At 70.1% G+C, this 12,341-nt stretch carries 9 protein-coding genes; 4 read left to right on the top strand and 5 right to left on the bottom strand.

The genetic code is table 11. The features are described 5' to 3' along the window. The first annotated feature begins 195 nt into the window (after positions 1-195). The gene (locus AB8M46_RS31080) at positions 196-423 is read left to right on the top strand and encodes a Prokaryotic metallothionein (protein ID WP_394362521.1); all 228 of its coding nucleotides are present in this window, start codon (positions 196-198) and stop codon (positions 421-423) included. Between the two features lie 3 nt (positions 424-426). On the opposite strand, the gene AB8M46_RS31075 is transcribed toward AB8M46_RS31080, so the two are convergent. Beyond that, positions 427-1,524 (bottom strand): Vms1/Ankzf1 family peptidyl-tRNA hydrolase, encoded by a 1,098-nt coding sequence (locus tag AB8M46_RS31075; protein ID WP_394362520.1) that lies wholly within the window; start codon positions 1,522-1,524, stop codon positions 427-429. A gap of 133 nt (positions 1,525-1,657) precedes the next feature. Here AB8M46_RS31075 and AB8M46_RS31070 point away from each other — a divergent pair, with 133 nt between their 5' ends. Next, positions 1,658-2,170 carry a hypothetical protein gene (locus AB8M46_RS31070; protein ID WP_394362519.1) on the top strand — a complete coding sequence of 171 codons (513 nt, stop codon included), beginning with the start codon at positions 1,658-1,660 and terminating at the stop codon, positions 2,168-2,170. Positions 2,171-2,176: 6 nt separating this feature from the next. On the opposite strand, the gene AB8M46_RS31065 is transcribed toward AB8M46_RS31070, so the two are convergent. Further along, the gene (locus tag AB8M46_RS31065) at positions 2,177-3,910 is read right to left on the bottom strand and encodes a cation:proton antiporter (RefSeq protein ID WP_394362518.1); all 1,734 of its coding nucleotides are present in this window, start codon (positions 3,908-3,910) and stop codon (positions 2,177-2,179) included. Positions 3,911-3,997: 87 nt separating this feature from the next. After that, positions 3,998-5,629: a purine-cytosine permease family protein gene (locus AB8M46_RS31060; protein WP_394362517.1), complete on the bottom strand. Its 1,632-nt coding sequence runs from the start codon at positions 5,627-5,629 to the stop codon at positions 3,998-4,000. Between the two features lie 735 nt (positions 5,630-6,364). On the opposite strand from AB8M46_RS31060, the gene AB8M46_RS31055 reads away from it, so the two are divergent. Together AB8M46_RS31055 and AB8M46_RS31050 are read left to right on the top strand one after the other, a co-directional pair. After that, positions 6,365-9,355 (top strand): BTAD domain-containing putative transcriptional regulator, encoded by a 2,991-nt coding sequence (locus AB8M46_RS31055; protein ID WP_394362516.1) that lies wholly within the window; start codon positions 6,365-6,367, stop codon positions 9,353-9,355. Between the two features lie 31 nt (positions 9,356-9,386). Beyond that, entirely contained in the window at positions 9,387-10,613 is a 1,227-nt protein-coding gene (locus AB8M46_RS31050) for an FAD-dependent monooxygenase (RefSeq protein WP_394362515.1), read from the top strand. Here AB8M46_RS31050 and AB8M46_RS31045 read toward each other — a convergent pair. Next, a complete protein-coding gene (locus AB8M46_RS31045; RefSeq protein WP_394362514.1) occupies positions 10,610-11,353 on the bottom strand; it encodes a DJ-1/PfpI family protein in 744 nt (247 codons plus the stop codon). The genes AB8M46_RS31050 and AB8M46_RS31045 overlap by 4 nt on opposite strands. A gap of 18 nt (positions 11,354-11,371) precedes the next feature. Further along, positions 11,372-12,334: a GlxA family transcriptional regulator gene (locus AB8M46_RS31040; RefSeq protein ID WP_125735129.1), complete on the bottom strand. Its 963-nt coding sequence runs from the start codon at positions 12,332-12,334 to the stop codon at positions 11,372-11,374. Positions 12,335-12,341 lie beyond the last annotated feature (7 nt).

The raw sequence follows: 12,341 nt of genomic DNA, 5'->3' as shown, positions 1-12,341 counted from the left end.
TTCCGGCCGTCGGCGCGTGACGGCCGAGGTACGTGAAGGCCCCCTTTCCTCGGCTGAGCCGAGGGAAGGGGGCCTTCACGCGCGGCCACTGTGACTGCTGTGGTTGCTGGTGTTGCTGGCGCACCTGTGGCGACCCTTCGGTCCGTGAAGGCCTCCTTGAGGGACTCTGGGTCCCTCAAGGAGGCCTTCACGGACTTGCCCTCACGGACGTTCGAGATCCACACCGTCGACGGAGCGAAGCACACCTTCGACTCCTTCGAATGCGCGATCCACCAGCTGGCGCCGATCTGCGAGCACTGCGGTTGCCGCGTGGTCGGACACGGCATCCAGGTGGAGGATCGCTTCTTCTGCTGCGCGCACTGCGCAAGGGAGAGCTCGGTCGCCGGCGGAGACAAGGCACGCGACGCCGTCGCGACGTCCTGATCGTCAGACCGCGAACCGAAGAACCGCACCGACGCCCTCCGTCAGACCCTCACCACTGACGGGGACGATGTCCGCGCCTTCGGCCAGCACGGCCACCGGGAGCGCTTCGTCCGCGCGGCACTCGGTCAGCGTCTCCGCGCCGGAGAGTTCGAGGTCCTCCTTCGCGGCCGCGACCTGGGTCGGTTCGCCGGAGACCCAGACCAGGCGATCCGCCAAGGAATCGGCGTCGATCAGCAAGGTCTCGACGGCACCCGAACGCAGGGCGGCCGTCGTCCGCGCGAGCCCGTCCGCCGCCAAGCCGCCCTCGCGACCCTGTTCGGCACGGAAGCGGTCGATCACGTCTTGGCGGCCGCGTTCGGCGTGTTCGGTCAGCACCCGGTGTACCTCGGCTTCGAGGGCCTCCGGGCCACTGCCGTCCGCCCGGCCGCCTTCCTCCAGCTCGACGACCTTCTCCTTGCCGCGCGGGGCGAGTTCGTCGCGTACCTGCGCTCGCGCCTGCACCTCGCCCGCGAGCACCAGCACTTCGGCGCCGACGGAATCGGCGAGCTTCACCGCCTCCTGCGCGACTTCCGCGGCGTTGCGTTCGGCCACGGCCTCCACCCGATGCTGGATGTTCCAGTAGGCCGAGCCGCCACCGCGCACCTTGTGCACCGGGTGGTCCTCGCCCTGGACGGTCCGCTGTTCGGCACCGTCCGCACCCGACGCGAACAGATCGGCCCCCGTCCGGTCCGCGACCACGACGACGTGCGGCACGACGGCCGGGGCGAGCCGCAGGAGCGGGAGAAGATACGGCTGCGGCGCGACACGGGCGACCTCACGGAGCGGCGGCTCCACGAGTTCCTCGTCGAGTACGACCTCGTCCCCCTCCGCGATCAGAGCCCGGCCCGCCTTGCCCTCCGAAGGCGGGGCGGCCGCCACCGCGGCGTCGAGAGCGGTGAGCGTCCGCTCCTGCGCACCCTCGTCGGCCAGCCGTTTGCGGAGCGAACGCCAGCGCAGCTCCAATTGCGCGGCGGCGTCCTCGGTGTCGTGCGAGTTGTCGAAGTAGACCGACGCGAACGGTCCTTCTCGGACGGTGACGTCCCGGAGCGTTGAGCTTTGCACGATGTCTCCTGTCTCGTCGGTTCCGCTTTCGATCTTCGGGTACCCGAGAGGAGGCGGGTGAATCACCCTTGCCCGAGAACGCGTCGATCGGGCAGAGCATCGCGCGGCGCTGGAGGGCCCGGACGCTGTTGGGGTGCTTGTTCATCGCTTCGGCGCGACTTGGGAAGCGGGAACGAAACACCGCCTCTCACCAGCGGGGAACGCGCCGTCCTGGGATGGCGCGAGATGCTCGTCTTCCCCTCGCGCCGTCCCCGTCGAGCCAGACCACGGCTTCCCGGCCGCTCGCGGTGACGAGCACACCTCGCACGACCCGGACCACGACGGAACAGGCGGTCCGGACGACGCCACCGGCGCGGCCCGATTCCAGGTGCGTTCCTCGCAGTGGAACGGGCCGTGCAACGAAAACGCCTGCTCGATGAGCGCGGTTTTCCGCAACAACGGCGGCACGGGTTCCGGATCCGCGACGTTCTTCGTGCTGTGGCCGGACAAATTCAGCTATCTCGCGCAGTGCTCCGTCGTACTCCCGCGCACCGGCGAGAACGACTTCACCAGTGCCGGATGCGTCGCGAGCAGCGCGCAACTCCAGAACTACTTCCGCACGCACCGCGGCGGAACCGTGCGGCTGTATGTCAAGACCGAGAGCTGACCGCGATCAAGAGACCGGCCGGTCCGCCAACTGTTCGAGCCGGGCCATCTCGACGTCGAGGGCGGTCTGGGCCCGGCTCAGCGCCTCGGAGCTGTATGCGCCGCTCGACCGGGCGTGCTGGAGACGTTCGGATTGTTCGGTCAGGACCCGCAAGCGCAGCCGCAGGTACTGCTCGATCTGTTCCGGGGCCGGGCGGTCGCCCGGTGAGGCGGGCGGGACGCGCACGTCCGAGCGCACCCGGTCCACGACCCGGTCGCCGAAAGGCCCGTTGCCCGGGTCCCTTAGGTCGGGATCGTCCAAAAGGGACTTCGCCGCGTCGGCCAGTTCGGTGGTGAGCCGGACGTATTCGCGCCGCAACCGGCCCGGGTCCTCCGACGGCACGCGCGCCGCGCGGATGACCGCCGGCAGCGTCATTCCCTGGACCAGCAGCGTCGTGGTCGCCACCACGTAGGCGATCAGGACCAGCAGGGCGCGGTCCGGCGTGTCCTGCGGCAGGGTCTGCGCCGCCGCGAGGGTGATCGCGCCGCGCATCCCCGCCCAGCCGAGCACCACCCCACCGCGCCAGCCCAAGGTCTCGGTGAGCCGGAACTCGACGTCGGCGGCGGCGCGGTCGAGCCGTTTCCGGAAATGCGCCACCCGCCTCGGTGACGCCTTGTCCAGCCGTTCGGTGACGGCGGGATTCGACTCGTCACCCCGCAGCACCGCCTGTGTCGTCTCCAATCGAGGCTTGAACCGCGCGGCCTTCCGCTGCTCGCGGTACAGGCCGCCGACCAACGGCCCGACGAAGACGATGCGCGCGACGATGACGAGTGCCGACGCGGCCAGTCCGATGGCGAGTGCGCGCCACACGCTCGAACCGTCCTTGTGCACCTCGTCGATGAGGGTTTTGACGCTGAGTCCCATGAGCAGGAACATCGCGCTTTCCAGCAGGAAGGCCGCGGTGCGCCAGTTGACGGCCTCGGCGAGCCGGTCCGTCGCGCGTAGATGCCGCGGGGCGAGATGACCGGTCACCAGGCCGGCGACGACGACCGCGAGCACGCCCGAGGCTCCGGCCTCTTCGGCGGGCAGGAACGCGATGAAGGGGACCACGAACGAGATCGCGGTGTTGAGCACGGCGTTGCCCAGCAACGCGCGCACCCGCACGTTGACGATCCCGACGAGCAATCCGATCCCGACCGCCACGACGACCGCGAAGAAGAACTCCCCCACGATGCCCCAGACGGACACCGACCCGGCGACCGCGGCGACGGCCGACCGCAGCAGCACGAGCGCGGAGGCGTCGTTGACCAGCCCTTCGCCTTCGAGCACGGTCAGCAGCCGGGGCGGGAGGCCGAGCCGACGCCCCACGGACGTCGCCGCGACGGCGTCGGTCGGGCTGATGACCGCGCCGAGCGCGAACGCGGCGGGCCAGCCGATGTCCGGGATCAGCTCGTGGAACAGCCAGCCCGCGCCCAGGGTCGTCCCCACCACGAGCAGCACCGCGAGACCGGTGATCGGCCGGATGTTCCGCCGGAAATCGACCACCGGCATGTTCACCGCCGCCGAATACAGCAGCGGCGGGAGCACTCCGGCGAGGATCAGTTCGGGCTCGACCTCGGGATGCGGGACGCCGGGCAGGAAGCTCAGCCCGATACCGGCCACCACGAGGCTCAGCGGAGCGGCCACGTTGAGCCGCTCGGAGAACGCGGCCACCAGGACGATGCTGACGACACCGAGGACGACGACGAGGGTCAGGTTCACCGGGTTCACGTGTCCTCTCGCCGGTCAGTGGCTTGCCGTGTCCATTGGTGACACGAGGTCACCGGACCCGCAAGTCGACGCCCTCGATCAGGGCCCGGCGGGAAGGATGTGATGCCCTTCGCGGTCCGTGCTCAGGCACAGCGAGCAGATCGTCCCGCCGGTCGCGGACGCTGTCATGTCGGGGCGCTCATAGGCCTCTCCGCAGACCTCGCAGTCGTAGTGGGTGCCACTCGGATTGCCGTCTTCGTCCAGGATCGGCTCGGTAATGCCGTCATCGGTGCGGCGCAGGTAGAAACGCCCTCGGGTGAGCACCGCCATCAGCGGGGTCAGCACGATCGCGACCACCACCGCGACCAGCGGGGAGTACGGCCGGATGCCGGCGCCGAAGAGTCCGAAGTAGACGGAGATCGAGAGAAGCGAGGAACCAAGGAAAGCGACGACACCGACCGGGTTGACCGCGAACAGCATGCCGCGCCGGAACTCCGGCTGTTTCGGCGAGAGCCCGAGCACGAACTTGTTGATCGCGATGTCGGTGGCGACGGTGACCACCCACGCCATCGCGCAGTTCGAGTAGAAGCTCAGGATGCCGTTGAGGAAGCTGAACATGTCCGCCTCCATCAGGGTCAGCGCGATGGCCAGGTTCACCAGCACGAACACCAGCCTGCCCGGATAGCGTTTCGTGATCCGGGTGAAGGAGTTCGTCCACGCCAGCGAACCGGAATAGGCGTTGGTGACGTTGATCTTGACCTGGCTGAGCACCACCAGGACCAAGGCCAGCGGTACCACCAGCCACGACGGCATGACTTCGGTGAACACGCCGGTGAACTGCTCGATCGGCTCGACGGCGGCCGCCTTGCCCACCGCGTCCAGGATGTAGACCGCCATGAACACGCCGATCGCCTGCTTGATCGCGCCGAAGAACACCCATCCCGGCCCGGCCAGCACCATCGAGGTCCACCAGGCGCGCCGGTTCTCCGCCGTGCGCGGCGGCATGAAACGCAGGTAGTCGACCTGCTCGCCGATCTGCCCCATGAGGGAAAGGCACACTCCGGCACCGAGCATGATCGCGGCCGTGCTCAGCCCGGCGCCGCCCTCGCCTTCGTAGGACAGCCACCGCTGGACCGAACCGGGATCCTTCACGACGAGGAACACCAGCGGGGCCACCATCAGCAGCAGCCACAGCGGATTCGTCCAGCTCTGGAGTTTCGCCAGTACCTTCATGCCGTAGACGACCAGCGGGATGATGACCAGGGTGGACACCAGGTAGCCGAGCCACAACGGCAGCGATATCGCGTACTTCAGGCCCTGCGCCATGATCGAGCCTTCGAGCGCGAAGAAAATGAAGGTGAAGCTGGCGAAGATGACGCTGGTGAGCACCGAACCGTAGTAACCGAAACCGGAACCGCGGGTGATCAGGTCGAGGTCGATGTTGTACCGGGCGGCGTAGTAGGCCAGCGGGAACCCGGTCACGAAGATGATCACCGCCGCCAGGGCGATCGCCAGCAGCGCGTTGCCCGTACCGTGGGTCAGGCCGATACCGGCGCCGATCGAGAAGTCCGCCATGTAGGCGATCCCACCCAACGCGGAAGCGCCGACCACCGCCGGTGTCCAGCGACGGTACGTCCTCGGCGCGAATCGGAGGGTGTAGTCCTCGAGGGTTTCCTTCGTGGCGCCGAGGCCGGCGGGCGCGGCACGGGTCTCCGATTCTTCGATGGTCATGACGAGGGTTTCCTCCAGAGCACCGGGGACGGGAGCCAGAAGGTACGAACGCCTCGTTTCCGCCCGTCCGCCCGGTTGTGACGGCCGGGTTTCCGTGTGTTGCCGGATGTCCGCGCGGCCGTTAACAAGGCGGGTAGGGCGAAGGCGGCGTGTTGCGAAAGCCACTTTCGCAACGTTGGAGGTTGCGAAAGTGGCTTTCGCAACGTCAGCGGCCACGGCCGCCCTAGAGCGACAACCTTAGAGGGCGAAATGTCTGATTGACACCCAGCTGCACGGTTTCCCAGTCATGGCGACCTTCCGGAAGTGTCCACAAGGGACATTCCGCGTCGGTCAGGTGTCCAGTTCATGCCTGTATGAGAGATTTCAGAGGGAGTCGCGAGTGATAAAGGCGGTTGAGGGGTAAGGCAAAGGTGGCTTTCGCGACATCAGCGCGGCCGGGTCCCGTCACGAGTCGTCCGTCTGATCACGCGTGTCGTCCCTGCGGTCACGCGAAACCGCCCGGCCGCAGGTAGCTGAGACGCGGTTGGTTCTATCGACCAGTAGGGCGAAGGTGGCGCACTTCTTGAGGGATAGGCCGCGCGTGTCGTGTTCGTGGGCGGGCCAGCGATGGTCGAGCGCGGGGTCGTGAGTGGCGTTTCGGGTTAGAACCCGAAACGCCACTCACGACCCCGCCCGAAGCGCCCAAATCCCCGAGTCCCCGCTCACGACCAGCCGGAGTGGGCCAGAATCGTCGGCGTGCAGTTCGCCATCCTCGGGCCGGTCGAAGCCCGCCGTCCCGACGGGACACCCGTCGCGCTCGGCGGGCCGCAGCTTCGGGGTCTGCTCGCCCTCCTCGCGCTCGACGCCGGGCGGATCGTCGGCGCCGACCGGCTGATCGACGGCCTGCACGGCGAGCACCCGCCCGAGGGCGCCGCCGAAGCCCTGCAGTCCCAGGTCTCCCGGCTCCGGCGGCGGCTGAAGGACGGCGGCGCGCCCGACGGGCTCGTCGAGTTCGCCCCCGCCGGATACCGGCTGGCCGTGGATCCGCAGGACGTCGACCTCCACCGTTTCGAGCGCCTCACCGCCCAGGCGCGCGAGGCCGCCGAGGCGGACACGAAGCTCGCGCTTTTAACCGAAGCCTTGGCGCTGTGGCGGGGACCCGCTCTCGACGGGCTCGCCGACCCACCGCGCGCGGCCCGGCTAGCCGAGTTGCGGCTGGCCGCGATCGAGGACCGCGTCGAGGCCGGGCTTGCCTTGGCACAGCACGAAAAGCTCGTCTCCGAACTCCGTGAGCTCGCGCGGGAACATCCGCTGCGGGAACGGCTCACCGCCCAGCTCGTCCGCGCCCTGCACGGCAGCGGCCGGTCCGCCGAGGCGCTCGCCGTGTTCGCCGAGGCCCGCGGCCGGCTCGCCGACGAACTGGGCGCCGACCCGTCCGCGGAGCTCGCCGACGCGCACGCCGCCGTCCTGCGAGGGTCACCGGCGCGCCGGGTTCCCGTGCCGCTCACGGGATTCGTCGGCCGCGACGAACTCGGCCGGCTCGTCGCCGCGCTCGGGATCACGCGGCTCGTCACGCTCACGGGGCCCGGCGGAGCGGGCAAGACACGGCTCGCCGTCGAAGCGACTTCCTTGCAGGACGGCGAAGTCTGCTTCGTCGAACTCGCCGCGGCGACCGAGGTCGCGCCCGCCGTCCTCGCCGCGCTGGGCCTGCGCGAACAAGGCGTCCTGACACCGGGAGCGGTTTCGGATCCCGCCGACCGTCTGGTCGCCGGGCTCGCCGACCGGTCGCCGCTGCTCGTCCTCGACAACTGTGAACACGTCGTCGAAGAAGCCGCGCGGCTGGTGCGGCGCCTGCTGTCGGAGTGCCCTGGCCTGCGGGTGCTCGTCACGAGCCGCGAAGCGCTGGGCCTGACCGGCGAAACGCTGGTACCGGTCGGTCCTCTGCCCGCGGCCGCCGCCGCCCTGTTGTTCACCGAGCGGGCCGCGGCCGTCGCTCCCGATCGAACGCCAGATCCGGCCGCCGTGACCCGGATCTGCGCCGAGCTCGACGGTCTGCCGCTGGCGATCGAGCTCGCCGCCGCGCGGTTGCGGACCCTGTCCGCCGCCGATGTCGCCGCCCGGCTCGGCGACCGGTTCGGGCTGCTGTCCCGCGGCGAGCGGACCGCCGAACCGCGGCACCGGACGCTGCGCGGCGTCGTCGAGTGGAGCTGGGACCTGCTCGATCCGCGAGAACGGCGGCTCGCCGGCCGGTTCGCGGTGTTCGCCGGTGGCGCGAGGCTCGACGCCGTCGAACGCGTCTGCGCCGTGCCCGACGCGGAAGGCGTGCTGGCCGGGCTGGTAGAGAAGTCCTTCGTCGAGTTCGACGGCGGCCGGTACCGGATGCTGGAGACCATCCGCGCGTTCTGCGCCGAGCACGGCGAGGACCGGCGCGCCGAACACGCCGAATACTTCCTCGGTCTCGCCCTCATGTCCGAACCGAAGCTGCGCGGCGCGGACCAGCTGGTGGCGCTGGAAGCACTGAGCGCCGAGCACGCCGAACTGCACGCCGCCTTGCGCTGGAGCGTGACCGCCGCCCCGGACCTCGCCCTGCGGCTCATCGCGGCCCTGACCTGGTACTGGTGGCTGCGTGGGTTGCGCGGCGAGGCGACACCGTTCGCGGACGCCGCACTCGCCGCCATCGGCCCCGAACCGCCGCCGGGGCTGACCGAGGAATACGTCCTCGGCCTGGTCCACGCGTCGGCCGCCGACGTCGGGATCGAATCGATCCTGCGGCGGCTCGACGGCCCGCTGCGCTACCCGTACCTGTTCCTGCTGTGGGCGTTTTCCCCGCACCCCAAGGCGAAGGAGGGGGAACGGCTCGCCGCGCTCATCGGCGACGATCGCTGGTCGCGGGCGTTCGCGCGGATCAGCGACGGCCTCGGCGCGCAGTACAACGGCCGGATCGCCGAGGCGGAGAAGCACTTCTCCGCGTCACTGGCCGGGTTCCGTGAACTGGGAGACCGCTGGGGCGCGGCGAGCACCCTGGAGAAGCTCGCCGAATTCGCGGACTGGCGCGGCGATCACGTCCGGTTCCGCGAGCTGATGGACGAATCCGTGCGTCTGGCCGCGGAACTCGGTTCCTTCGAAGACGCCGCCGATCTGCTCTGCCGCCGCGCCGACGGCGTCCTGCGCGCGGGTGACACCGAGGCCGCGAAAGCCGACTACGAAGCCGCCGCCGACCAAGCGCGCGGCAACCCGCTGACGCTCGCGCGGGCCCGAGGCGGGCTGGGCGAGATCGCCCGTCGCGAGGGCGACCTGGCGACGGCCCGGCGCTGGTACACCGCCGCGCTCGGCTTGGACATCGGACCGGTGACCGGTGGCGAAACGCGGATCCGGCTCCACACCGGCTTCGGCTGGACGATGGCCGCCGCCGGCGACCTCGACGCGGCGACCGGACTGCACCAGGAAGCGCTCGCGACCGCGCTGGAATACGCGAATCTGCCCGGCGCGGCCCAGGCGATCGAAGGACTGGCCGGGGTCCTCGCCGCGCGTGACGAGGACGAGCGGGCGGCGTTCCTGCTCGGCGTGGCGGTCGGGCTGCGCGGCGCGCCCGTCGCCGGGGACGCCGACGTCGGCGGAGTGATGGACCGCGTCCGGGCCCGCATCGGCGCCGATGCCTACTCCGACGCGTTCGCCCGTGGCCGGGAAATGCCTCCTGACCAGGCGATCCACGAACTCGGTCAGCGGCGGTTCGCGCTCGGTTCGTGACCGGTGAGCGGGCACGTCCACGCTGCCGGACATGACGAAGAACATCCTGATCTCCGGTGCCGGCGTCGCCGGGCCCGCCCTCGCCTGGTGGCTGCACCGCCACGGCTTCAGCGCCACCGTCGTCGAGCGGGCCCCGAGCCCGCGTGAAGGCGGCTACAAGGTCGACATCCGCGGCGTCGCCGTCGACGTCGTCCGCCGGATGGGCCTGCTCGACGAGGTGCACGCGGCGAGCACCGACATGCGAGGCGCCGCGTTCGTGAACAAACGAGGCAAGCAGCTCGCCACGCTCGACGCCGACACGTTCGGCTTCCGCCACGGCGACGACACCGAAATCCTCCGCGGCGACCTGGCGAAGATCCTCTACGACGCCACCCGGGAGAACACCGAGTACGTCTTCGGCGACTGGATCACCGGGCTGGCACAGCGTTCCGACGGCGTCGACGTGACGTTCGCGCACGGAGCCCCGCGCCGGTTCGACCTGGTCGTCGGCGCCGACGGGCTGCACTCCGGCGTCCGCGCGCTCGCTTTCGGGCCGGAAGAGGACTTCCTGCACCGGTTCGACGCCTACATCTCGATCTCCACCGTGCCCAACACCTTCGAACTCGACCGCTGGGAGCTGCTGCACTCGGCCGCGCCCGGCAAGATGGTCAACGTCTACAGCACCGCGCGTGCCGACGACGCCAAGGCCGCGTTCTGGTTCAGCGCCCCGCCGTTGCCCTACGACCGGCGGGACGTCGAAAGCCAGAAGAACTTCGTCGCCCGCCAGTTCGCCGAACTGGGCTGGGAGATCCCGGCGTTGCTCGACGCCATGCGCGAGGCGGGCGACTTCTACTTCGACCCGGTGTGCCAGATCCGCATGGACCGGTTTTCGGCCGGGCGCGTCACCCTTCTCGGTGACGCGGGCTATTGCCCGTCGCCCGCCTCGGGACAGGGCACGAGCCTGGCCCTCGTCGGCGCGTACGTCCTGGCGGGCGAGCTGGCGGCTTCGGACGACTTCACGACGGCATTGTCCCGCTACGAAAGGGAAATGCGTCCGTACGTCGAGAAGAACCAAGCCCTGGCGAAGACCGCGCTACGCGGGATCATCCCGCAGTCGCGGGCGTTCGCGTGGTTCAACACCCGGATGATCAAGCTGATGCCCTACCTTCCCGGCCGCAACCGGGTCCTGGAGCAGATGGCGCGCCCCATCCGGGAAGCGGCGAACGCGTTGGTGCTGAAGGATTATGCCGAGCGCCCGGTCTCGGACGGCCCCCGTTAGACCTGCGAATCCGCGAGCAGTTTCAGCGCGAGCGCCTTGAGTTCCGGGCTCGCCATCGCGGCGTTGCCCGAGTCGAAAGGCGGTTGCGGATCGTATTCGACGGCGAGCTGGATACCGCGCGCGATCTCTTCACCGGCCAAAAGGGACGCGAGATGGAAGGCGAGATCGATCCCGGCGGACACGCCCGCCGCGGTGACGACCTTGCCGACCTGAACGTAGCGCTCGGGCACGTAACGCACGCCGAAGGTCTTCTCCAGATAGTCCGCTGAGGCCCAGTACGTCGTGGCCCGCTCGCGGAGCAGTCCGGCCGCGCCGAGGATCAAGGACCCAGTGCATACCGACGTCGTCCACGTCGTGTGCCGATGGATCCGGCGGATCCAGTCGAGCAGGACCGGGTTCTTCATGGCGGCGCCCGTGCCGCGGTTGCCCGCACCCGGGACCAGCACCACGTCCAGGCGGTGCACCTCGGCCACCGAACGTTCCGCCAGCACCGCGACGTCGCGGGTGTCCGTGCGTACCGGGCCGCGTTCCTGGGCGATCATCGTCACCGTGGCGCCGGGCAGCCGGGACAGGACCTCGGCCGGTCCGGTCGGATCCAGCAGGCTGAACCCGTCGTAGAGCAGGATGCCGATCTTCGGTCCCTTGGTCTCCGCCTGAGCCGTGCCGGTGCCGAGGCCGAACGCCGCGGCTGCCGCGACTCCGGCCAGAACTGTCCTGCGGGTGGTCTTCGCACTGTCCATGCCGCGATTCTGGGGAGCTCAGGTGCCGATCGGGCGGGGCATGTCCGTCATCCTGCGAAGTGTGTCCCCGCTGATCCCGTAGTACTGGCGGAAAGCCGTGCGTAGGGTTTCCGCCGAGGCGAATCCGCATCGCCGCGCGACCGCGGCCAGCGGCAACGCGGTGGACCGCACCAGCTGGGCGGCGGCTTCGGTCCGCGCCGTCCGGACGGTGCGGGCCGGGGTGCTGCCCAGCTGGGCGGTGAACAGCCGGGTGAGGTGCCGCGTGGTGACCCCGGCGCGGGCCGCCAGCGCCGGCGGGCTCAGGTCTTCGGCAAGATGCGCGGCGATGTACCCCAAGAGGTCGCGCACGACCCGGTTGCCCGGCGGCGGGACGGCCAGGAACGTGCTGATCTGGGCTTGGTCACCCGGGCGGTGCAGATAGGTCACCAGCTCGCGGGCGACCTCGCGGGCCAGCGTCGGACCGCAGTCGTCCTCGATCAGCGCGAGCGTGAGATCCAGCGCGCTGATGACCCCGGCCGAGGTGAACACGTTGCCGTCGCGGATGTAGAGCGGAGCCGGATCCACCTTCACCGCCGGGAAGGTGGCGGCGAGCAGCTCGCCGTATCCCCAATGCGTCGTGACCCGCCGGTCGTCGAGCAACCCGGCGGCCGCCAGCACGAAGGCACCCGTGCACACCGAGGCGATCCGCCTGCTGCGTCCGGCCAGCCGCCGCACCTGCGTCAACAGACGCTCATCCGCCGCGGCCGCGCCCGTTCCCGCGCCACCGACCACGATCACCGTGTCCACCCGCCCGGACACCTCGGCGAGCCGACGGGCACCCGCGAGCATGATCCCCGACGAACTCCGTGTCGTCCGCCCTTGAACCGTCGCCAGCTCGACGACATACGGTGGCGCGGCGCCGTGCGAGTTCGCGATCTCCAGCGCCCCGCTCGGACAGGCCACATCGAGGATCTGGGCGTCGTCGAACGCGACGATCACCACCCGGCGC

The organism is Amycolatopsis sp. SB7-3 (assembly GCF_041021335.1).
In the GTDB taxonomy this organism is placed as follows: domain Bacteria; phylum Actinomycetota; class Actinomycetes; order Mycobacteriales; family Pseudonocardiaceae; genus Amycolatopsis; species Amycolatopsis japonica.
The sequence above is the reverse complement of the archived record's forward strand: the minus strand, read 5'-3'. Positions and strand labels throughout refer to the sequence as shown.

Coding starts and splice junctions, on each gene's coding strand:
- AB8M46_RS31060 (WP_394362517.1), bottom strand. CDS start 5,629: ATGACCATCGAAGAATCGGAGACCCGTGCCGCGCCCGCCGGCCTCGGC.
- AB8M46_RS31050 (WP_394362515.1), top strand. CDS start 9,387: ATGACGAAGAACATCCTGATCTCCGGTGCCGGCGTCGCCGGGCCCGCC.
- AB8M46_RS31045 (WP_394362514.1), bottom strand. CDS start 11,353: ATGGACAGTGCGAAGACCACCCGCAGGACAGTTCTGGCCGGAGTCGCG.